Source organism: Streptomyces sp. NPDC093018 (assembly GCF_040684035.1).
GTDB lineage: Bacteria > Actinomycetota > Actinomycetes > Streptomycetales > Streptomycetaceae > Streptomyces > Streptomyces murinus.
This window is the reverse complement of the sequence record NZ_JBFBFF010000026.1, coordinates 54,720-75,594: the sequence shown is the minus strand read 5'-3', so window position 1 is coordinate 75,594 and position 20,875 is coordinate 54,720. Positions and strand designations below refer to the sequence as shown.

At 70.7% G+C, this 20,875-nt stretch carries 18 protein-coding genes; 7 read left to right on the top strand and 11 right to left on the bottom strand.

The genetic code is table 11. The annotated features are described in order from the left end of the window. Nucleotides 1–142: 142 nt before the first annotated feature. On the bottom strand, nt 143–691 hold the full coding sequence (locus AB0N90_RS35885; RefSeq protein WP_365203482.1) for a cysteine hydrolase family protein: 549 nt from the start codon (nt 689–691) through the stop codon (nt 143–145). Nucleotides 692–743: 52 nt separating this feature from the next. Here AB0N90_RS35885 and AB0N90_RS35880 point away from each other — a divergent pair, with 52 nt between their 5' ends. Further along, the gene (locus tag AB0N90_RS35880; RefSeq protein WP_361682658.1) at nt 744–1,304 is read left to right on the top strand and encodes a GNAT family N-acetyltransferase; all 561 of its coding nucleotides are present in this window, start codon (nt 744–746) and stop codon (nt 1,302–1,304) included. 36 nt (nt 1,305–1,340) lie between these two features. On the opposite strand, the gene AB0N90_RS35875 is transcribed toward AB0N90_RS35880, so the two are convergent. The 9 genes from AB0N90_RS35875 to AB0N90_RS35835 form a co-directional block, all read right to left on the bottom strand. Beyond that, entirely contained in the window at nt 1,341–2,894 is a 1,554-nt protein-coding gene (locus tag AB0N90_RS35875) for a type IV secretory system conjugative DNA transfer family protein (RefSeq protein WP_365203480.1), read from the bottom strand. 13 nt (nt 2,895–2,907) lie between these two features. Continuing rightward, nucleotides 2,908–4,320, bottom strand: a complete 1,413-nt coding sequence (locus tag AB0N90_RS35870) for an ATP-binding protein (RefSeq protein ID WP_136100624.1) — start codon at nt 4,318–4,320, stop codon at nt 2,908–2,910. A gap of 14 nt (nt 4,321–4,334) precedes the next feature. Then, nucleotides 4,335–5,894 carry an SCO6880 family protein gene (locus AB0N90_RS35865; RefSeq protein ID WP_365203478.1) on the bottom strand — a complete coding sequence of 520 codons (1,560 nt, stop codon included), beginning with the start codon at nt 5,892–5,894 and terminating at the stop codon, nt 4,335–4,337. After that, nucleotides 5,891–7,231: a hypothetical protein gene (locus AB0N90_RS35860; protein ID WP_365203476.1), complete on the bottom strand. Its 1,341-nt coding sequence runs from the start codon at nt 7,229–7,231 to the stop codon at nt 5,891–5,893. The genes AB0N90_RS35865 and AB0N90_RS35860 overlap by 4 nt, the downstream gene beginning before the upstream one ends. Continuing rightward, nucleotides 7,221–8,051, bottom strand: a complete 831-nt coding sequence (locus AB0N90_RS35855; protein ID WP_365203474.1) for a hypothetical protein — start codon at nt 8,049–8,051, stop codon at nt 7,221–7,223. Before AB0N90_RS35855 ends, AB0N90_RS35860 begins: the two co-directional genes overlap by 11 nt. A gap of 124 nt (nt 8,052–8,175) precedes the next feature. Continuing rightward, on the bottom strand, nt 8,176–8,484 hold the full coding sequence (locus AB0N90_RS35850) for a hypothetical protein (RefSeq protein WP_014673544.1): 309 nt from the start codon (nt 8,482–8,484) through the stop codon (nt 8,176–8,178). 360 nt (nt 8,485–8,844) lie between these two features. Then, the gene (locus tag AB0N90_RS35845) at nt 8,845–10,143 is read right to left on the bottom strand and encodes a peptidase S8 (RefSeq protein WP_365203471.1); all 1,299 of its coding nucleotides are present in this window, start codon (nt 10,141–10,143) and stop codon (nt 8,845–8,847) included. Between the two features lie 450 nt (nt 10,144–10,593). Continuing rightward, nucleotides 10,594–11,943 carry a peptidase S8 gene (locus AB0N90_RS35840; RefSeq protein WP_365203469.1) on the bottom strand — a complete coding sequence of 450 codons (1,350 nt, stop codon included), beginning with the start codon at nt 11,941–11,943 and terminating at the stop codon, nt 10,594–10,596. A 257-nt stretch (nt 11,944–12,200) separates the two neighbouring features. After that, nucleotides 12,201–12,806: a TetR/AcrR family transcriptional regulator gene (locus tag AB0N90_RS35835; protein ID WP_365203484.1), complete on the bottom strand. Its 606-nt coding sequence runs from the start codon at nt 12,804–12,806 to the stop codon at nt 12,201–12,203. Between the two features lie 66 nt (nt 12,807–12,872). Here AB0N90_RS35835 and AB0N90_RS35830 point away from each other — a divergent pair, with 66 nt between their 5' ends. The 5 genes from AB0N90_RS35830 (at nt 12,873) to AB0N90_RS35810 (ending at nt 17,686) form a co-directional block, all read left to right on the top strand. Beyond that, the gene (locus tag AB0N90_RS35830; RefSeq protein WP_365203467.1) at nt 12,873–13,796 is read left to right on the top strand and encodes an oxidoreductase; all 924 of its coding nucleotides are present in this window, start codon (nt 12,873–12,875) and stop codon (nt 13,794–13,796) included. Nucleotides 13,797–13,933: 137 nt separating this feature from the next. Further along, nucleotides 13,934–14,761: an SDR family oxidoreductase gene (locus tag AB0N90_RS35825; protein WP_361682644.1), complete on the top strand. Its 828-nt coding sequence runs from the start codon at nt 13,934–13,936 to the stop codon at nt 14,759–14,761. A 139-nt stretch (nt 14,762–14,900) separates the two neighbouring features. Continuing rightward, on the top strand, nt 14,901–15,671 hold the full coding sequence (locus tag AB0N90_RS35820) for a trypsin-like peptidase domain-containing protein (RefSeq protein ID WP_365203466.1): 771 nt from the start codon (nt 14,901–14,903) through the stop codon (nt 15,669–15,671). Nucleotides 15,672–15,798: 127 nt separating this feature from the next. Further along, the gene (locus AB0N90_RS35815; protein WP_361682640.1) at nt 15,799–16,806 is read left to right on the top strand and encodes a bifunctional lytic transglycosylase/C40 family peptidase; all 1,008 of its coding nucleotides are present in this window, start codon (nt 15,799–15,801) and stop codon (nt 16,804–16,806) included. A 175-nt stretch (nt 16,807–16,981) separates the two neighbouring features. After that, on the top strand, nt 16,982–17,686 hold the full coding sequence (locus tag AB0N90_RS35810; protein WP_361682637.1) for a phosphatase PAP2 family protein: 705 nt from the start codon (nt 16,982–16,984) through the stop codon (nt 17,684–17,686). A 45-nt stretch (nt 17,687–17,731) separates the two neighbouring features. On the opposite strand, the gene AB0N90_RS35805 is transcribed toward AB0N90_RS35810, so the two are convergent. Next, nucleotides 17,732–19,327 carry an FAD-binding oxidoreductase gene (locus AB0N90_RS35805; RefSeq protein WP_365203465.1) on the bottom strand — a complete coding sequence of 532 codons (1,596 nt, stop codon included), beginning with the start codon at nt 19,325–19,327 and terminating at the stop codon, nt 17,732–17,734. Between the two features lie 330 nt (nt 19,328–19,657). On the opposite strand from AB0N90_RS35805, the gene pstS reads away from it, so the two are divergent. Then, on the top strand, nt 19,658–20,788 hold the full coding sequence (gene pstS / locus AB0N90_RS35800) for a phosphate ABC transporter substrate-binding protein PstS (protein ID WP_361682633.1): 1,131 nt from the start codon (nt 19,658–19,660) through the stop codon (nt 20,786–20,788). Nucleotides 20,789–20,875 lie beyond the last annotated feature (87 nt).

The following is a 20,875-nucleotide window of genomic DNA, read 5'->3' as shown; positions in this document are numbered from 1 at the left end:
GGAAGCTAAGCCTTTCAGCGCCGATGGTACTGCAGGGGGGACCCTGTGGGAGAGTAGGACGCCGCCGAACAATTTTTAGGGAAACCCCCGCACCGTTGGTGCGGGGGTTTTCTGCGTTCAAGGGCGATTTCAGGGACAGTTGTCAGAAGGTGACGTCCGCCGTCTTCACGGTGCCGGTCGTACGCCCGGGTGCGGACTGGTTGCTCCAGTACAGATTGGTGTGCGCGATGACCTGCTCCGGGGCCGGGGCGCCGTGCTCCGTGAGGTCCTCCGTGGTGTGGGCATCGGCGACCAGCGTCGCGTCGTAGCCACGTACCAGGGCGCCGTGCAGCGTGGAGCGGATGCAGAAGTCGGTCTGGGCCCCCGTGACGAGCACCCGTCCCACCCCGCGTTCGGCGAGGACGGACTCCAGATCGGTGTCCTCGAAGGAGTCGTGATAGCTCTTGGCGACCAGCGGCTCGGATTCCAGGCGCTTCAGCTCGGAGACGTACTCCCAGTTCTCCGTGCCCGGCACCAGGTCCTCGTCCTGATGCTGCACCCACACCACCGGGACACCCGCCGAGCGTGCCCCGTCCAGCAGGGTGTTGATGTTCGTGAGGACGTCGGCCAGGGCGGGCGCGCCGGCGACGACCCCGTTCTGGACGTCGATGATCAGCAGGGCTGTGTGAGGTCGTTCCTGAAGAGTGGTCATGCGGGCAGATTATGGGATGCCGAGCGTCTGCCGCAGCACTACGGTTGCGGGCATGACCAGGTTGACCAGCGAAGACTACGTCGTACGAGCCATACGCCCCGCGGAGTGGGAGAAGGTGAGGGGTCTGCGGCTGGACGCGCTGCGGGATCCGGCCGCGCCGCTCGCCTTCCTGGAGGGATACGAGGAGGCCGCCGCGAAGGCCGACCTCTTCTGGCAGGACCGCGCGGCCGGTTCGGGCGAGGGGTCGGCGACGGCGCAGCAGTTCATCGCCGAGCTGCCCGACGGGTCATGGGCCGGTTCGCTGACCGTGCTGATCGAAGAGGCCGGTACCGAGGACTGGGCGGGCTTCCCGGTCGAGCGGAGGCAGGGGCATGTCGTCGGTGTGTATGTGCGGCCCGAGCACCGGGGGAACGGGCTGATCAAGGCCATGTTCGACGCGGGTGCGAGCTGGGCGTGGGGGCGTGGCGCCGAGCGGGTGCGGCTGCTGGTGCACGAGGACAACGAACGGGCCCAGGGCGCCTATCGCAAGGCGGGGTTCGCACCGAGCGGGGTGCGGGTGCCGTTCGTGAAGGACGCGGCGCAGAACGAGCTGGAGTTCGTCCTGGACCGCTAGACAGCTAGACCGCTGGATCGTCAGGCCGCTGGTTCGTCAGACCGGGAGTCCGGGCAGGCCCGGCAGTTCCTGGTGCGGCCAGCGGGCGCGGGCCTGTTCACGGGAGCGGAACAGGGCGAGCGTCGGCACGCCCTGTTCGTCCCCGGTGGCCAGCAGGTCCGGGAGCTCGGGGAAGGGGGCGACGGCGGCGATGTCGTCCAGGACCAGCGTCAGTGGTGGGTCGAGCCGACCGGAGGATGACCGTGCGGCCATGTGCCGGCCGTGCTCGACCACGCTGGAGACGAGGGCCGTCAGAAGGGGCATCGCGCCGGGCGTGCTCCTCGGGTCCTCGATGGATTCACCGACTACGTAAAGCGTGCCCCCTTCGTCGGCAAAGGAATCCAAGGCGAGCGCATCACTTCGGTTTGGGGTGCATGCCTCGCGGATGTTGACCGTGGAGAGCGCGGCGAGCGCCCTGCCGGTCAACTCCTGGGCGATGTCCCGTCGTTCGGGATGCGCGGTGAGGGCCGCCTCAAGTTCACCGGCGGCCCCCGCGGCGGCCTTGGGATGGGTGCGCAGGGTGCGTACGGCGTCCTGTACCTGGGTGCCCTGGGACCAGCGGTGGACATGGCGGACGGTGCGGTTCTCCAGGGCGGCGGCGTGCAGATAGCTGCGCAGGAGGGTCGTCGCCGTGTCCACGACGGCCTGGTCGATACGGGCGGTGGGCCGCACGGGAGCGAGCAGCGCGGTCGCCCGCTGGAGCGCGGTCTGCTTGTCCGCGCAGCCGGCCGTGGGGGACCAGTGGAGGCGGGCCGGGGTGTCACAGCGATGGGTCGGGTCGTACAGGTGGGTGGGGCCCAGCTTGGCCCTGGCGTCCTTGGTCTCGGCCCACAGGGACGGGTTCGAGGTGACGACGAGGGCGGGCCCCGCCGCGTCCCGCAGGGCCTGTGCGGCGGCCGTACGACGGGTGTCCGGCGGCGCGATGAGGATCTTCTCCCGCCCGCCCATCGGCCCCCCTGTCACCGGGAGTTGGGCCAATGGGGCCTCGGCGGGCGGCTGTTCGACCCCGGCCGGCGCCTGCGGCATCTCGTGCCGCTGCACCGGGACGTCGTACCGCTGCGGGGTCTCCACCGGAACGGGCGCGGCGACCGCCGTGACCGGCTCGGGCGTGGGCATGGCCACGGGCTCCGGCTGCGGTACGGGCCTCCCGGCTCCGGTCCGTGCCCTCGCCCGGCCCGCGCGCCATCGGGCCACCGTCCCCAGCACGAACACGGTGGCGACGACCAGGACCATCAGCTCGGCGATGAACAGCCCCCAGAACAGGCCCCAGCCGGACAGCCCGGACGCGGGGGTGTCCGGCCAGGCGCCGGCGAGGTCATGGGGCCGGCTGAGCAGATGGCGCATGGCCAGTGGGGTGCGCAGGAAGGTGACGCCCGCGGGCCAGGCGCCCTGGGCGAAGAGGGCCGCGAGGCCCGTGGCCGTCCACACCAGCACGGTGATGCCGAGCAGGAAGGCGAGGAGGCCGAGCAGCAGCCCATCGGGGATGCCGCCCTGCCCCTGTCCCTCCTGCGGCCGCCGGTTCTCCCGGGGTGCGCGAGCGTCCGGTCTCACCTGCCGTGCCTCCTTACGCCACCGTCGACTCGGAGTCGCCGAGGTGCTGTTCCACGAAGGCCGCGGCCCGCTCCTCCGCCTCCAGCTCCGCGGCGCGCAGGACATCGTCCGGCGCGTGGTCGCTGGAGGACTCGGTCATCGCGCGGTCGGTGAAGACCAGCGGGCGCTCGGACTCGGTGATGAGGTGTTTGACCACCTGGACATTGCCGTTGACGTCCCACACCGCGATGCCCGGGGTCAGGGTCGGGATGATCTCCACGGCCCAGCGCGGCAGGCCGAGGACGCGGCCGGTGGCCCGTGCCTCGTCGGCCTTCTGGGCGTAGATCGTCCTGGTCGAGGCCATCTTCAGGATCGCCGCCGCCTCCTTGGCGGCCGCGCCGTCCACCACGTCGGACAGATGGTGCACGACCGCCACGAAGGACAGGCCGAGGCGCCGGCCGAACTTCAGCAGACGCTGGAACAGCTGGGCCACGAACGGGCTGTTGATGATGTGCCAGGCCTCTTCGACCAGGAAGATGCGCTTCTTGCGGTCGGGCCGGATCCAGGTGTGCTCCAGCCATACGCCGACGATCGCCATCAGGATGGGCATGGCGATGGAGTTGCGGTCGATGTGGGAGAGGTCGAAGACGATCAGCGGGGCGTCGAGGTCGATGCCGACCGTGGTCGGGCCGTCGAACATGCCGCGCAGGTCACCGTCGACCAGCCGGTCCAGGACCAGGGCGACGTCCAGGCCCCAGGCCCGTACGTCGTCCAGGGCGACGTTCATCGCCTCGGCCGACTCCGGCTCGGGGTGCCGTAGCTGCTCCACGATGTCGGTGAGGACCGGCTGGCGGTCCACGATGGTCTCGTTGACGAAGGAGTGGGCGACCTTGAGGGCGAAGCCGGAGCGCTCGTCCAGGCCGTGGCCCAGCGCCACCTCGATGATGGTGCGCAGCAGCGCCAGCTGGCCGGTGGTGGTGATCGCCGGGTCCAGCGGGTTGAGGCGGATGCCGTGGTCGAGGGCGGCCGTGGGGTCCAGCCGGATCGGCGTTATCCCCAGCTCCTCGGCGATGAGGTTCCACTCGCCGACCCCGTCCTCGCCCTGGGCGTCCAGGACGACGACCTGGCGGTCGCGGAAGCGCAGCTGGCGCAGTACGTACGTCTTCTCCAGCGCCGACTTGCCGTTGCCCGACTCGCCGAGGACCAGCCAGTGCGGGGCCGGGAGCTGCTGGCCGTAGAGCTGGAAGGGGTCGTAGATATAGCCCTTCCCGGAGTAGACCTCGCGGCCGATGATGACGCCGGAGTCCCCGAGGCCCGGCGCGGCCGTGGGCAGGTAGACCGCCTGGGCCTGGCCCGTGGAGGTGCGTACCGGCAGCCGGGTCGTCTCGACCTTCCCGAAGAGGAAGGAGGTGAACGCCTCGGTGAGGACGGACAGCGGATCCCGCATCGGCGAATCAGCCCCTACCTTCGGATGCCGGTGGCGAAAGGAAGTGTGTTCACGAAGGCGCGGTGGTGCTCCCGGTCGCACCACTCCAGCTTGAGGTACGACTTGCCGGCCGAGGCCCTTATCGTCCGCTTGTCGCGGGCGAGGGATTCCGGGGTGCGGGCGGAGACGGTGATGTAGCCGACGAGGTTGACGCCCGCGGCGCCGCTCGCGAGGTCCTCGCCGCGCTGGTCGAGACGGTTGTGCGCGGCGATGTCGCGGGGGTCGACGGTGCGGTTCATCTTGGCGGCGCGGGACGCGTCGGCCACGTCGTTGGTCTTCTCGGTCAGCATCCGCTCGATGGCGACCTCGGTGGGTTCGAGGTCCATGGTGACCGCGACCGTGCGGATGACGTCCGGGGTGTGCACCAGCAGCGGCGCGAGGAAGTTCACGCCGACCGGGGTCATCGGCCACTCCTTGACCCAGGCGGTGGCGTGGCACCAGGGGGCGCGGGTGGTGGACTCGCGGGTCTTGGCCTGGAGGAACGTCGGCTCGGTGGCGTCCAGTTCGGCGGGCCAGGCGTTGCGCCGGGTCATCGCCTGGATGTGGTCGATGGGGTGGTCCGGGTCGTACATGGAGTGGATCAGGGAGGCGAGCCGGCCCTGGCCGAGCGGCTGGCGGACGCGGATGTCGGCTTCCTGGAGGCGGGAGCAGATGTCGGTCAGCTCGCGGGCCATGACGACGGCGAGCCCGGCGTCCCGGTCGAGCTTGCGGCCGGACCGGGGGCGGGCGGCGCGGGCCATCGCCTGGGCCTCGGCGGCCAGTTCACGGCTGTAGTGCATGCAGGCGACGAGGTAGGCGCGGTGCTGCTCGCTGCTCGTGGACACCATCGACTGGAGCTGGTCGTAGGACCGCTGGAGCCAGGCCGGGGAGCGGTCGTCGCCGCGTTGGGAGACGTCCTTGGCGTGTGCGTCGGGGTCGGCCGGCAGGGTGCGGGCGAGCATCTGGATCCGGGTGACGAAGCCGTCGCCGTTGGCGACGTGCTTGAGCAGTGTGCCGAACCGGTCGACCAGGGCCTCCTGGTCCTCGGAGTCGCGCAGGCCGACGCCGGGGCCCTCGATCTCGATGGCCGCGGTGACGGTCTTGCGGTCGGCGTGCAGCAGTACGGCGATCTCGTCGGGGCCGAAGGGGGCGGCGAGCCAGCTGATGCGGCCGATGCCCGGCGGCGGCCCGACCTCCACCTCCTCGCCGTCGATGCGGGTACCGGCCTCCATGACGCCCGCCCGGTAGGTGGCGCCGCGCTTGACGGTGCGCTTGTAACTGCGGTTGATCTCGAACCACTTGTAGAACGTGCGGCGCTTGTACGGCACGTACACCGCGGCGAGCGCGAGCATCGGGAAGCCCATCAGCAGCACGATCCGCAGCGAGAGGGCGGGCACCAGGAGGCCGCACATCATGCCGAGGAACGCGCCGACGATGATCAGCGCGATCTCTCCGGTCTCGCGATTGCGGCCGACGATCGCGTTCGGCCGGGCGCGGCCGATGAGATACGTACGGCGGGGCGTGACCGGATGGGACAGGTGGGACTCGGTCGTCAACGCCCTTCACCTCCCGTGCGGTTGTTGCGGGTGTTGCCTGCGTGCGGGGTGTTGACGGGGCTGGGTGCCCGGGGCGCGGGGGTGGCGGAGGGGACGGCTCCGCCGCTCCCGCCGGGGGTACGGCTGCTGTGCGCGGCGACGCCGCCGGTGACGGGGTTGGCCGGGCGGGGGGTGCTGGAACCGCCGCCGCTCTGGGCCGCGTTGCTGTCGGCGCGGGTGCTGTGGGTCTTGATGCCCTGGGCGACGAGGGAGGCGGGGGAGCTGATGACGGCGGCGGCCTTGCCCTCGGCGCCCTGCATGATGCGGTTGTTGCGGCCGGCCGCGATCTCGTCGCCGAAGCCGGGGACGAAGCGGTAGATCGCGGCGCTGGCGAAGATGGCGAGCAGGATGATCGCGAGGCCGGAGACGACGGCGGAGAAGGCGTCGGGGCCGTTGCCGGAGGAGAGGGCGCCGGCGAGGCCGAGGACGATCACGATCACCGGTTTGACCAGGATGACGGCGATCATGATGCCGGCCCAGCGCCTTACGTGGCCCCACATGTTCTTGTCGACGAGGCCCGCGTAGACGACGGTGCCGAGGAGCGCGCCGACGTAGAGGAGGGCGGCGCGGATGACCAGCTCCAGCCAGAGGACTCCGGCGGCGAGGATGCTCACCAGGGAGACGACGATCAGCATGATGGGGCCGCCGCCGATGTCGGTGCCCTTGCTCAGGGCGCCGGAGAAGGTGCCGAAGAACGTGTCCGCCTGATCGCCGGTGGCCTTCGCCAGTACGTCGGTGACGCTGTCCGTCGCGGAGACGACGGTGTACAGGATCAGCGGCGTGAACGCCGAGGCCATCACCGTCAGCCACAGGAACCCGACGGCCTCGGAGATCGCGGTCGTCAACGGCACGCCGCGCACCGCGCGCTTGGCGACGGCGAGAAGCCAGAGCAGGAGCGTGAGGATGGTCGAGGCGGCGAAGACGATGGCGTACTGCTGGAGAAACTTCTGATTGGTGAAGTCGACGTTGGCGGTGTCTTTGACGGCGGAACTGAGCTTGTTGACCGTCCAGGAGGCGGCTTCGGCACAGCCCTTGGCGAGGGAGGACAAGGGGTCCATGGTGGAGGTGTCGGGCACACTGGCCCCTCCCGATCCACTGGACGTGTTGCCGCGCTCGCAGTACTTCTTGGCATCGCCCGTGATGACACCGCAGTTGTACTTGTGCCCCGAGGGCGAGGGCGACGGGCTGCCCGAGGGTGAGGGCGCGGCGACGGCGCGCGTGGCCAGCAGCACGGCCGTGGTCTGTACGGCCGTCACGATTCCGGCGAGCTTGAGCGCACGTTGCGGGCTACCGGGCATACGTGAACCCTCCGTACTCTTCGATGGCCTTGGAGATCTCGTCGGAGGTGGCGGCCGGGTCGTCACCGGGTACGGGAGAGGGGCCGTCCTTCTGGGTGTCGTCGGCGATCTTCCAGTCGCCGTCGGACCATTGCAGATCGAAGGTCCAGGTCTTCCAGGACGAGGTGACCGGATCGGTGGAACTGCTGCCGGCCATACCGATGAGTCCCACGCACCAGACCGCGACCTTGGCATTGCCGTCCGAGTACTGCTGCACCGTCGCACCGACCGGGCTCACCCGGGAGACGAAGGTGCTGCCCTTGGGCGCGTTGCCGCCCGCGTCGAGGCCCATTTTGGAGAGGAAGTCCGCGCTGTAGGCCTGATCCATCTCGCCTTGGAGGCGGTTCGCGGCATCTGGCACGTACAGGAGCTGAAGCAGTGTGTCGCGGCTGTCCTTCTTGAACATCGCCGTCGAGCCCAGGGCCACGGCGTAGTTCGAGGCAGCCGATTGCGCGCCCTGCCCCGTATGCGCGAAGTTCGAGGGGATGCCGTTGGTTTTGGTCTGTACCGGGTGGGTGCCGGAGGGGGCGGTGGGGGAGGTGTGGGGCTGGGAGGATTTGGGCGTCGAGGTGTTCGCCGAGGAGTGGTCGCCGCGGTTGGCGAAAGCGATCGCCGCGATCAGCAGGACGACGACCCCGACGACCGTGATGAGCCCCCGGGACGGCGAGCGGCCGGGACGGCGGGGCGCGCCGCCGTAGGGGTCGTGGTCGGGCAGGCGCGTACGGGTGTGGCCCGTGTCGTCGCCGTAGTCGGAGTAGCCCTGCTCGTCTCCGTGACTCATGCCGTGTACGCCCCCTCCACCTCGTAGACATACGACGGTAGCCGTGCTGGTTCCCGCGCGGGCGCGGTGTGGTGACTCGACATCAGGGAGACGCAACCTCTAAGGGGAGGGGAACACGGGTGCGCTAGACCGCCATGCCGTAGACGATGGTGAACAGCGTGCCCAGGGAACCGATGATGAAGACCCCGGTGAGCCCGGCGATGATGAGGCCCTTGCCCTGTTCCGCGCTGAAGGTGTCGCGCAGCGCCGTCGCCCCGATGCGCTGTTTGGCCGCACCCCAGACCGCGATGCCGAGGCACAGCAGGATGGCCACCGCCATCACCACCTCGATCATCACCTTGGCCTCGTTGCCCAGGCTGCCGAAGGGCCCCCAGTCCGGAGCGATCCCGCCGATGATGGTGTTGATGTCTCCCTTGTCGGCCGCAAAGAGCATGTAAGTCACCGCCCCTGATGGGTAGTTCCGCGAGCCCTCTGCGGTGTGCAGAGGTCAGGCCTCATTGTCGCCGACAACGTCGCCGTCGTATGTCGACTTGACGTCATTGACTGGCGGGTTTCGTACGAATACCTCGTATGGTCACTCTGTGTATCACGGCAGGTCACCCCGGGCAATGAGGTCCGACCGGAACCTGCCACGTGGTTCCGTCGTTGACCTCCTTTACGCCCTGACCCGGTTCTTGACGGCCGGTCGGATGCGAAGCCGCTTCGATGGTCTCACGCGCGGGCGCCGGAAAACGGCCGAGGGCCCCGGCGGCTGATGCCACCGGGGCCTGGGGACACGCGGGTTGACGAGCGGTCAGCCGGTGAAGGCCGAGACGCCCGCGGGGGTGCCGACGCCGGTCGGGCCGTCGTACCCCGAACCGGCGGTGCACAGGTAGCTGCCGCTGCAGGAGCCGTTGCTGCCGCTGGTGACGTCGTTCAGCGCGGAGGTGCCGGCCTTGGCGTACGGGAACTTGGCCGGGTACGAGCCGCTGCTCGGGGTGCCCGCCAGGGCGTAGACGCCGGCGATGATCGGCGAGCTGGCGCTGGTGCCGCCGAAGGTGTAGAAGCCGGCGGTGACGCCGTAGGAGTCGTAGACGGAGACGCCGGTCGCGGGGTCGGCCACGGCGGAGACGTCGGAGATGGTGCGCTTGGCGCAGCCGGTGTCGGTCTGCCAGGACGGCTTGGCGTCGTAGGCGGAGCAGCCGGAGCCGGTGCCCTCGGTGCTGGAGGTGTTCCAGACCGACTCGGACCAGCCGCGGGTGGTGGAGGAGGCCTTGGACAGGGCGGTGCCGCCGACCGAGGTCACGTACTGGGAGGCGGCCGGGTACTCCGCGCCGTAGCCCTCGTCGCCCGCGGAGACGGTGATGGCGACGCCCGGGTGCTTGAAGTACGAGGTGTCGTAGCTGGAGTCGGAGGAGGACTCTGAGCCGCCGTAGCTGTTGGAGACGTACTTGGCGCCCAGGGTCACCGCCTCGTTGACGGCGGTGCCGAGGTTGGCCATGGTCGCCGACTTGGCCTCGACGAGGAGGATGTTGCAGTTCGGGCAGATCGCGGAGGCCATGTCGAGGTCGAGGGATATCTCCTCGGACCAGCCGGCGTCGTTGGTGGGCAGCGAGGTGGTGGAGCCGGTCTGGCTGACCTGCTTGAAGCAGCCGCTGGCCTTGGTGCACGCGGAGAGGCCGTAGTAGGAGCGGTACTTGGCGAGGTCGGCCTCGGCGTTCGGGTCGTTGTAGGCGTCCACGATGGCGATGGTCTCGCCGGAGCCCTTGGACGCGGCGGCGGAGGTCAGGCCGTACGCCGACTGGAGGTCGGAGGGGCCGTAGCCGGTGGGCGTCGAGGCCTTGGGTGTGATGCCGTCGGCGGCCTGCTGCTTCTGGAAGGCGGTGAGTCCGCCGGTCACGCGCAGCGAGTTGCAGGCGAGTTCGCCCTGGTGCTTGGGGGTGGCACAGGGGGTCTTGGCCCAGGTCGCCTTGGCCGGCGCGGCGGTGGCGGCGTCGGCCTGGACGGCGGTACCGAACCCGGCGAGGGCCAGCGCGGCGGCGGCCGCGAAGGCGGCGCCGACACGGCGTCTGCGGCCGGTGGCCGTGGTTCCGGCGGTGGGGGACGTACGCATGTGTGCAGCCTCCAGGTGTTCCGGTACATGGGGGGAACAGGACGTTGCTGGTGCGTGCGGCGGTACGACGAAGACGATGACTTGTTGAGTACGCGACAACAAGACCGCGTGGCCAACCCGTGGGAATCCTGGCTTCCGCCTTACCTCCCGTTGCCGCCACCTTGACCCAACTCACAGACAACGGACGGGAAACGGGGGGAGAGAGGGGGGCGGAGGGCCCCGCCGACTGGACAGGGCTGTGCCGGAGCGGCGGCGGCCGGTCCGTGGGCCCCGGGTGGTGCTCGCGGCGGTGGTCGGCTCGTGGGCCGGGGAACGGCCGGAGGGCGGATCGCGGCTGGTTGCCGGGATCCGCCCTCCTTCTTTCCCTGCCGCCGAGGGGACCCCACGTCCCCCTCTGTGCCGGCGGCGCCCCCGTGACCCGACGGGGTGTCACAGCCTCGGGGCGGTGGCTCAGCCGGTGAAGGCGGAGACGCCCTCGGGGGTGCCCAGGCCGGTCGGGCCGTCGTAGCCGGACCGGGCGGTGCAGAAGTAGCTCGTGGAGCAGGAGCCGTTGCTGCCGCTGGTGACGTCGTTCAGCGCGGAGGTGCCGGCCTTGGCGTACGGGAACTTGGCCGGGTACGAGCCGCTGCTCGGGGTGCCCGCCAGGGCGTAGACCGAGGCGATGAGCGGGGAGCTGGCGCTGGTGCCGCCGTAGGTGTTCCAGCCGGTGCCGTCGGCGCCGTAGCTGTCGTAGACGGAGACACCGGTGGCCGGGTCGGCCACCGCGGAGACGTCCGCGATCATGCGCTTGCTGCAACCCGTGTCGGTCTGCCAGGTCGGCTTGGCGTCGTAGGCGGAGCAGCCGGAGCCGGTGCCCTCGGTGCTGGAGGTGTTCCAGACCGACTCGGACCAGCCGCGGGTGGTGGAGGCCTTCTTGAGGGCGGTGCCGCCGACGGCGGTCACGTACTGGGAGCCGGCCGGGTACTCGGCGCCGTAGCCCTCGTCGCCCGCGCTCGCCGTGATGACGACGCCCGCGTGCTTGTAGTACGACGAGTCGTAGCTGGAGTCGGAGGAGGACTCCGAGCCGCCGTAGCTGTTGGAGACGTACTTCGCGCCCAGCTTCACGGCCTCGTTGACCGCGGTGCCGAGGTTCGTCATCGACGCGGACTTCGCCTCGACCAGCAGGATGTTGCAGTTCGGGCAAGTCGCGCTGACCATGTCGAGGTCGAGCGAGATCTCACCGGCCCAGCCGCTGTCGGCGGACGGCAGCGAGGTGGTGGAGCCCGTCTGGCTGACCTTCTTGAAGCAGCCGTTGGACGTGGTGCAGGCGGAGAGGCCGTAGTACGAGCGGTACGTCGCGAGGTCGGCCGCGGCGTTCGGGTCGTCGTAGGCGTCCACGATGGCGACGGTCTCGCCGGAGCCCTTGGAGGAGGCGGCGGAGGCCAGGCCGTACGCCGACTGGAGGTCCGAGGGGCCGTAGCCGGTCGGGGTGCCGGAGGAGGCGTTGGGCTTGATCGTCGCGGGCGCGACGCCCTTGACCGCGGCCTGCTTCTCCATGAAGGCGGTGGTGCCACCGGTCACGCGCAGCGCGTCACAGGAGGCGTAGCCCTTCTTGGCAGTCGTGGCACACGCGTTCGTGGTCTGCACATGAGCCTTGGCGACCTGGGTGGCGATCGTCTGGGCGCTGACCTTGTGGGGAGTGGCGGCGTCCGCCTGGGCGGCGGCACCGAAGCCGGCCAGGGCGAGCGCGGTGGCGGCAGCGGCGGCCGAGCCGACCCGGCGCCATCTGCCGGATATGTGGGGGGTGTTGGTCGTACGCAAGGTACAGCCTCCTGAAAGTGGTGGGGCAGAGGCCCCCGGTGGGGGACCAGCGGCGTGTTCGCCGATGGGGGCGGCGGCCCGCGACGACCATCGCTTGTTGAGTACGCGACAACAAGAGGCTTTCGGAATTCTGACTTCCGCGTTACCTAAATGCGGTGCCCGGCTTACTGATCAATGACGGCACGATGGCGGGGAGATGACCGTCCGGGCAGGTCAAGTGGGGTATGGGGGGCCTGATTTGACCAAGTGGGCGTGGCTCAGCGGGGCTTGAGGCCGTGGAGCAGCAGATGTACGTGCTCGTCCAGGCCGGCCACGGCCTCGTCCGCGTCCAGCGCGCAGCCGGCGATGAGGGCGGCCAGGCCGTGCAGGTTCGCGACGGCGGCCAGCGCGATGCGCTCGGGGTCGCCGTCGACGATCTCGCCGCTCTCCTGGGCGTCCGCGAACAGCCGGGTGAGCGAGCCGAAGGTGCGGTCGGCCGCCGCGCCGAGCTGCGCCGAGCTGTCGGGGCGGTGCTTGCGCGCGAACATCAGCTCCAGCAGCTCGGGATGCTCGACGGCGAAACCGAGGTAGGCGTGCGCGAGCGCCGCCATCCGCCGCTCGAAGCCGGGGCCCGCGCCGTACGCCTCCGCCAGGGCGCGGTCCAGCCGCTCGTACCCCTCCATCGCCAGGGCGTCGAGCAGGGCCTGCTTGTCCTTGAAGTGCCGGCCCGGCGCCGCGTGGCTGACGCCGATGTCCCGGGCCAGTTCGCGCAGCGACAGCGCGCCGGCCCCCTTCTCCCGCAGGGTGCGCTCGGCGCTCTGGAGCAGCGCGGCGCGCAGGTCTCCGTGGTGGTAGGGGCGGCGGCTTGCGGGCATGTGCGCCATCGTATCCCGGCGCACACTCGCATTGTTGTCATTGACAGCATTGTAGTCGCTGCCTACATTGAGGTCATGGCTGAGACGACCGGCGCGCGCGGTGCGCGCAAGTGGAACGTGAACCGCATCCCCGACCAGACCGGCCGTACGGCCGTGATCACCGGCGCCAACAGCGGCCTCGGCCTGGTGACGGCCGAGGCGCTGGCGCGGGCCGGCGCGCATGTGGTGTTCGCCGTACGGGACGAGGCGCGGGGCGGCGCCGCCGCGGCGCGGGTGGCGGGCAGCACCGAGGTGCGCCGGCTCGACCTCGCGGACCTGGACTCGGTGCGCGCCTTCGCCGCCGGCTGGGACCGCCCGCTGGATCTGCTGATCAACAACGCGGGCGTGATGATGCTGCCGGAGCAGCGCACCGCGCAGGGCTTCGAGCGGCAGTTCGGCACCAACCACCTCGGGCACTTCGCGCTGACGAACCTGCTGCTGCCGCACCTCACCGACCGCGTGGTGACGCTGGCCTCCACCGCGCACCGCTGGGGCGATCAGCGCATCAGCTTCGAGGACGTGAATCTGCGCGGCCGCTACACCCCGACGCGCGCCTACGCCCAGTCCAAGCTGGCGAACCTCCTGTTCACCCTGGAACTCCAGCGCCGCCTGGCCGAGGCAGGATCCGGGGTGCGCGCGCTGGCCGCCCACCCCGGCTACGCCGCCACCAATCTGCAGAGCCACCACGCGAGCCCGCTGGCCAGGATCGGCATGGCCGTCGCCAACCGGGTCGTCGCCCAGAGCGACCGGGCCGGCGCCCTGCCCACGCTCTTCGCGGCCACCCAGGACCTGCCGGGGGCGGCGTACGTCGGCCCGGACGGCCTCGGCGAGTTCCGCGGCGCCCCGACCCTGGTCGCCCGCAGCGCCGCGGCGAGCGATCCGGAGGCGGCGCGGCGGCTGTGGACGCTGTCGGAGGAGCTGACGGGGGTGGAGTGGAAGGCGGGCGGCGGGAACGGGTGAAGGGGAAGGGGGGGAGGGGGACGGGACGGGGTGAAGGGGAGGGGAAATCCGTAGGGGACCGGATACGGTGCGGGTAAGGGATTCCCCGGAACTTTCCAGGAATCGTCAGGACGCACCACGGACCGAGACCTACCCCCATGACCTCGGCAGACATGGGCGCCGGCAGCGGCGGCCCGGTGAACGGCGGCGACCCCGCGACCGGCGGCGGCCCCGTGACCTTCCGGCTCGACGGCCGTACGGCCCTCGTGACGGGATCGGCGCGCGGCCTCGGCCTGGAGATGGCGCGCGGTCTGGCCGGGGCAGGCGCGCGGGTGGTCCTCAACGGCCGTGACCCAGGAGCCCTCGCCGCGGCGGCCGAGCGGCTGCGGGCGGAGGGCGGGTACGACATCGCGACCGCCGCGTTCGACGTCACGGACCGGGCGGCCGCGCAGACGGCGGTCGAGGAGCTGGGCGAGCTCGACATCCTGGTCAACAACGTGGGTCACCGGGACCGGCGGGGCGTGGCGGAGCTGACGCCCCACGACCTGAACGCGCTGCTCGACGTGGATCTGACCTCGGCGTACGCGCTGAGCCAGGTGGTGGCCCGGGGCCTGGCCGCGCGCGGGGTGCCGGGCCGGATCGTCAACGTGTCCTCGGTGGTGGGGCAGTTGGGCCGTACGGGTGATGTCGGCTACGCCACCGCGAAGGCGGGACTGGACGGTCTGACCCGGGCTCTCGCGGCGGACCTCGGGCCGAGCGGTACGACCGTCAACTCGGTCGCGCCGGGCACCTTCGCCACCGAGGTCAACGCCGAACTCACCGCGGATCCCGGCTGGGAGCGCTGGCTGCGGACCCGTACCGCGCTCGGGCGCTGGGGCCGGCCGGAGGAGATCGCCGGGGTGGTCGTCTTCCTGGCGAGCGACGCGGCGTCCTTCATCACCGGGCAGACCATCGCGGTGGACGGCGGGATGACGACGACGTTCTGACGCACGGTGACCGGTGGGGAGGCGGCCCCGGCGGGGGGACAGTAGCGTGGTGCGCGCACCGGCCATCGGGAGGTTTCTGCGGAAATTCTCAGCGAAGTCGGAGCGGGTTTCTCACCTTCGTGAGACAGAGTGAGGCCTGATGAAGCGCATCTCACGCATCTCGGTCACCTCGCGTCCCGCGTTGCTCGGGGCGGTGGTGATGCTCGCCCTGACGTCGGCGTCCGTGGCGTCCGCCGATGACGGGCCGGGACCCTTCGGGGTCACCGCGGACGCGGTCGCGTCCGTGCGCGAGGCCCGGGTGGGCGCGCTGTTCGACGCGGACCGGGCGTCGCGGCTGGCCGGCGGCCACTTCTGTACGGCCTCGGTGGTGCACAGCCCGCGGGGCGACCTCATCGCCACCGCCGCGCACTGCGTGAACGCCCAGGACCGGGACCTGGTGTTCGTGCCGGGCTACCGAAATGGGCAGGCGCCGTACGGGGTGTGGAAGGTGACCCGGCGCTTCCTGCCGGACAGCTGGGCGAAGGACCAGGACGAGGACAGCGACATCGCCCTCGTGACGGTGGCCGATCTCGACGGGCAGAGCGTCGAACAGGTGGTCGGCGGCAACCGCTTCGTCACCGACGCGACGACCGGCGCGACCGCGGTGACGGTCACCGGCTACCCCGACTCCCGCGAACTCCCCATCCGCTGCACCAACAAGCCCCGCCGCCAGAGCCCCACCCAACAGCGCATCTACTGCCCCTCCTTCACCGGCGGCACCAGCGGCAGCCCCTGGATCAACGGCGACCACCAGGTCGTCGGCATCCTCGGCGGCCACGAGGAGGGCGGCTCCACGGACGACGTGTCGTACAGCGTGGTGCTGAGCACGGAGGCGGCGGAGCTGTACCGGGACGCGACGACGGCCGGCTGACCGCGCCAACGGGCCCCCTTTTCTCCTCCGGAACTGTCGAACCGCTTTGTATCGGACGGGCGTTCTCGTGCTGAGCCGCTGCGGCTCCTACACTGCACTCGGCGGACTGGCCGACGGTGAGGGGCGGTTGACGGTGCGTAAGGCGTGGATCGTCGGTGGTGCCGTCGTGGCGGGCGGGCTCAGTTTCGTCATGGTGCTCGTGGTCGCGGTGTACCTGGTCGCCGGGAACCTCGTGGGGGGCATGGCCGCGAGCGGGCGGGCGCTGGCCAAGGGCGCGGTGCCGGCGGCGTACCAGCAACTGGTCGCGAAGTGGGGGAATCTGTGCCCCGCGCTGACCCCGGCGCTGCTCGCGGCGCAGCTGTACCAGGAGAGCGGCTGGAACCCCAGGGTGGTCAGTCCGGCCGACGCCCGCGGGATCGCGCAGTTCATCCCGAGCACCTGGGCGACGCACGGCATCGACGGCAACGGGGACGGCAAGCGCGACATCTGGGACCCGAATGACGCGATTCCGTCGGCGGCGTCGTACGACTGCGAACTGGCCAAGTACGTCAAGGACGTTCCGGGCAACGTCTCCGACAACATGCTCGCGGCGTACAACGCCGGGGCGTACCGGGTCATCCAGGCCGGCGGGGTCCCGGGCATCAGCGAGACGCAGAACTACGTCCAGCGCATCAACAGCCTCGCGGAGAGCTTCGCAGCCCCGCCCAGCCGGCTCGATCCCACCCGGCAGGCCGCGGGCGCGATCGACTTCGCGCAGAAGAAGCTGGGCACGCCGTATCTGTGGGGCGGCGAGGGTACGGCCGCGCAGGACGGGCGTTTCGACTGCTCGGGGCTGACCCAGGCGGCGTACGCGAGCGTCGGGATCAAGCTGCCGCGGGTGGCCAACGACCAGTACAACGCCGGTCCGCACCCCTCGCGCAGCCAGTTGCTCCCCGGCGACCTGGTGTTCTTCTCCCATGACCCCACCGACTCCCGGGCCATTCACCACGTGGGTATCTACGTCGGTGGCGGGTACATGATCGACGCACCGCGCACCGGGGCGGTGATCCGGTTCGACCCGATCGACGGAGCGGACTATTTCGGTGCCACCCGGGTGACCGAAGATGGCGCAAAAGCGCTCCCCACGGCGGTGTAAACCGCGCGTGAACCTACCCCCTGAGCTGCGATGATGAGTCTCTCTTCGATAACGTCTGCGTGATCTTTCGGTGGAGAGTGGAACGCAATGGTGGTGACCGTGCGTTCCTGTTGACGGGGGTCGGTGCGACGCACACGAGGTGCGTCCGGGAAGACGACGAAGGGGCCGCAGCACCATGGCTGTACTCGCCGAATCCGGATCGAACCCCGACGTCGAACTGCTTTATGACATCAACGGTCTGGCCAGGAGCGCTCCGCACTGGTTCGACCGGATCATGGAGTTCGTGGGCGAGTACGGGCTGTTGCTCGCGATGGTCCTGCTCGTGGTGTGGTGCTGGTGGTCCGTGCGGCGCCGGGGCCAGGAGGACGCGGCGACGTCCGTGGCCGCGCTGGTGTGGGCGCCGCTCGCGGCCGGGATCGCGGTGCTGGTGAACATCCCGATCCGGGGCTTCGTGTCACGGCCGCGGCCCTTCGTGGACCATCAGGGCCTCGATGTCCTCGTCTCCGGCAAGACCGACTTCTCCTTCGTCAGTGATCACGCCACCCTGACGATGGCGCTCGGTGTGGGGCTGTTCGTCGCCAACCGCAGATTCGGTCTCGCCGGGATCGGGCTGGCCCTCCTGGAGGGCTTCTGCCGGGTCTACATGGGCGTGCACTATCCGACGGACGTGATCGGCGGCTTCGCCCTCGGCACGGCCGTGGCCCTGCTGCTGGCCCCGCTGGCCTCCGCCCTGCTCACCCCGCTGATGAAGGCGGTGGAGCGGGCGCCGAGGGTGTCGTGGATCGTGCGCCGCAGGGCGGCCGCGGACATGCCGGTGGTCCCCGGCGCGCGGCGGTCCGTGGAGCCGATGGACTCCGAGGAACGGGACCTGGCGGCGTAACCGGACTGGAGAGGCGCCCCCTGAGGGGCGCCCCCGGCCCCCGCCCTACACCCCCTGCGCGTACGAGAAGAACCTCGACGGGTCGTACTGCTGCTTCACCTTCGCCAGCCGCACCGCCGCGTCCCCGTAGTACGCCTTCCGCCAGTTCGTCAGCGTCGGGTCGGTGTAGTTCTGGTACGCCGCGCCGGAGGCGTACGGCGCCATCGCGCGATGGGCCGACGTCAGCCACGACTGCGCCGTACCGCCGGAGGCCCCCGCGGGCCAGGACGCGATGTACTGCGCCAGCATCCGCGAGCGCCGGTGCACGAAGGCCGTCGCCGTCGGCGCGACCCGGTTCACCGCGCCGCCCAGCGCCGTGAACGCGACGCTGCCCGCCCCGCCCCGCACCCCCGCGATCTGCCGCAGCACCGTCTGGATGCCGGCCGCGGACAGGGACCGGTCGAAGAAGTCCGAGCGGGCCGCGTACGTCTCCCGCCCGAGCGCCCCCTGCGCCGAGCGGCCCGGCGTGCTGCCGGGCAGATGGCACTGCGCCCCCGCGGAGAAGGAGGAGCACCCGGCGTAGATCTCCATCGCCTCCTCGTAGCCCCGCCGGTGCAGGGAGACGGAGGTGGCGTTGGCACCGGCCTGGTGGGCGAGGCGGTCCACCGCGTTCTTCAGCTCGTTGTAGCCGCCGATGGAGAAGCAGGAGACGGAGATCGTCGGCTTACCGCCCGGCGCGCACGCCAGGTGCAGGGAGGACCAGATCTCGTCCGGCTGCGTCGGCCCCCACTCCTGCCACGCCTTGAGCACCGCCGCCGCCTTCGACCAGGGCCAGGACAGATACGCGGTGACCGCCTGCGGCGCCGGATGGGTGCGGAAGTGCAGCTCGGTGACGACGCCGAAGTTGCCGTTGCCCGCGCCGCGCAGCGCCCAGAAGAGGTCCGCGTGCTGTGTCGCGTCGGCGGTGAGCTGCTTGCCGTCGGCCGTGACCAGAGTCGCCTGGGTGAGGCTGTCGCAGGTCAGGCCGTACGCGCGGGAGACGACCCCATGGCCGCCGCCGAGCACCAGGCCGGAGACGCCGACCGTGGGGCAGGAGCCCGCCGGTATGGTCACGCCCTTCGCGGCCAGGCCCCGGTACACGTCGATCAGCTTGGCACCGGCGCCGACCACCGCCTGGCCGCCGCTGACCCGTATCCGGTTGAGCCGCGAGACATCGACGATCAGCCGGTTGTCGCCGGAGGAGTAACCGGCGTAGGAGTGGCCGCCGTTGCGTATCGACACCGGTATGTGCCGGCTCTTCGCGTACGACAGCACGGTGCGGATGTCGGCGGCGTGCGCGACGTAGGCGACCGCGGCGGGCTTCAGGCCGTCGAAGCGGGTGTTGTACAGCTGGTGCGCGGTCTTCCACTGGGCGTCGCCCGGCCGCACCAGGGAGCCGTCGAGATCCCGGCCGAGGGCGGTCCAGTCGGCCGGGCCGCTCGCGCCTGCCGTACCGCTCGCGCTGGTGGTCCGCATCGCCGTGAGCGACGACGAGGAAGCCCCGGCCGCGCCCGAGGAGTGTGCCCGGGCCGCGGCGGCGTGCCCCCCGCCCGTACCGCACGCGGTCAGTGCCGTCGTCGCCAGCGCGGCCGTGCCGCCCGAGATGAACGTACGCCGTTCCATGTCTCCGTCGCCTTTCCGCGGCCGAAGTGGCCTCCGGGAGACGAGACGACGGCAGGTACGGCAGGGTTCCCCCGTACGGGTGCCGGACATCGCATATGTGTGCCTGTGCCCCGGTCGTCGGAATCGGGGCGTGGCCTCCCCGTGAGCATTCCGTGACCTCACCGGGCCGACGGCAGGGGTTCACCCGCCGTTCATTTATGGCCTTCGGCCGCTTCACCTGATCTGCCTAATTTCGGCCTTACCCGGTGCGGAGTGCGGTTCGGATGCGCTCCCCGCACCCACGACGTGCACGCCGCCGACAGCGGCGGCTCCTGGAAGGAACTCCCGAACGTGAAGCTTCAGCGCAAGAACCGGCTGCGCGCCGTGACCCTCGGTGCTCTCGCCGTCTCCGGCGCCCTGGCCCTGACGGCGTGCGGCTCCGACGACAACGGCGGCGGTTCCAAGCCCTCGGGTGGCGCCTCGGCCTCCAACGCCTCTTCCATCAAGTGCGACGGTGCCAAGGGCCAGCTGCTCTCGGACGGCTCTTCCGCGCAGAAGAACGCGATCGACGCCTGGGTCAAGAACTTCTCGCAGGCGTGCGGCGTGCAGATCAACTACAAGGCCGGCGGCTCCGGCGCCGGTGTGACCTCCTTCACCCAGGGCCAGATCCCGTGGGCGGGCTCCGACTCGGCGCTCAAGCCCGAAGAGGTCACCGCGTCCAAGAAGGTCTGCTCCGGCGGCCAGGGCATCGACCTCCCGATGGTCGGCGGCCCGATCGCCATCGGCTACAACCTGAACGGCGTGGACAACCTCGTCCTGGACGCCCCGACCCTCGCCAAGATCTTCGACGGCAAGATCACCAACTGGAACGACGCCGCGATCAAGAAGCTGAACCCCTCGGCGAAGCTTCCCGACCTGAAGATCCAGGCGTTCCACCGCTCGGACGACTCCGGCACCACGGACAACCTCACCAAGTACCTGAAGGCCGCCACCCCGGAGAACTGGAAGTACTCGGGCGGCAAGACCTGGCAGGCCAAGGGCGGCCAGTCCGCCGCGCAGTCCTCGGGCGTGGCCCAGCAGGTCAAGCAGACCAACGGCGCCATCGGCTACTTCGAGCTGTCGTACGTCGGTGACGGCGTCAAGGCCGTGAGCATCAGCACCGGTGCCTCCCAGCCGGTCGCCCCCAGCACCGACAGCGCCACCAAGGCCATCGCCGACGCCAAGGTCGTCGGCACCGGCAGCGACCTGTCGCTCCAGCTGAACTACAACACCAAGGCCGACGGCGCCTACCCGATCACCCTGGTGACGTACGAGATCGCCTGCGACAAGGGCAACAAGGCCGACACCCTGCCCACCGTCAAGGCGTTCCTCAACTACATGGCTTCCGAGGACGGCCAGAAGCTCCTCAGCGGCATCGACTACGCGCCGATGCCCGACGCGATCATCGGCAAGGTCCGCACCACCATCGCGGGCCTGAGCTGACCTGATCCGAGAGTGCGGCCCGGTCCCACGGCCTCCCCGCGGGCCGGGCCGCACCGTCCGGTGCACCGCCGCCACGAGTCGCCCGCC

Bases quoted from the DNA above. Each gene is read 5' to 3' on its own strand.
- AB0N90_RS35810 (WP_361682637.1), top strand. From the start codon at position 16,982: ATGGCTGTACTCGCCGAATCCGGATCGAACCCCGACGTCGAACTGCTT.
- AB0N90_RS35845 (WP_365203471.1), bottom strand. From the start codon at position 10,143: ATGCGTACGTCCCCCACCGCCGGAACCACGGCCACCGGCCGCAGACGC.
- AB0N90_RS35870 (WP_136100624.1), bottom strand. From the start codon at position 4,320: ATGCGGGATCCGCTGTCCGTCCTCACCGAGGCGTTCACCTCCTTCCTC.
- AB0N90_RS35880 (WP_361682658.1), top strand. From the start codon at position 744: ATGACCAGGTTGACCAGCGAAGACTACGTCGTACGAGCCATACGCCCC.
- AB0N90_RS35825 (WP_361682644.1), top strand. From the start codon at position 13,934: ATGACCTCGGCAGACATGGGCGCCGGCAGCGGCGGCCCGGTGAACGGC.
- AB0N90_RS35820 (WP_365203466.1), top strand. From the start codon at position 14,901: ATGAAGCGCATCTCACGCATCTCGGTCACCTCGCGTCCCGCGTTGCTC.
- AB0N90_RS35860 (WP_365203476.1), bottom strand. From the start codon at position 7,231: ATGCCCGGTAGCCCGCAACGTGCGCTCAAGCTCGCCGGAATCGTGACG.
- AB0N90_RS35885 (WP_365203482.1), bottom strand. From the start codon at position 691: ATGACCACTCTTCAGGAACGACCTCACACAGCCCTGCTGATCATCGAC.
- AB0N90_RS35850 (WP_014673544.1), bottom strand. From the start codon at position 8,484: ATGCTCTTTGCGGCCGACAAGGGAGACATCAACACCATCATCGGCGGG.
- AB0N90_RS35855 (WP_365203474.1), bottom strand. From the start codon at position 8,051: ATGAGTCACGGAGACGAGCAGGGCTACTCCGACTACGGCGACGACACG.
- AB0N90_RS35835 (WP_365203484.1), bottom strand. From the start codon at position 12,806: ATGGCGCACATGCCCGCAAGCCGCCGCCCCTACCACCACGGAGACCTG.
- AB0N90_RS35805 (WP_365203465.1), bottom strand. From the start codon at position 19,327: ATGGAACGGCGTACGTTCATCTCGGGCGGCACGGCCGCGCTGGCGACG.
- AB0N90_RS35830 (WP_365203467.1), top strand. From the start codon at position 12,873: ATGGCTGAGACGACCGGCGCGCGCGGTGCGCGCAAGTGGAACGTGAAC.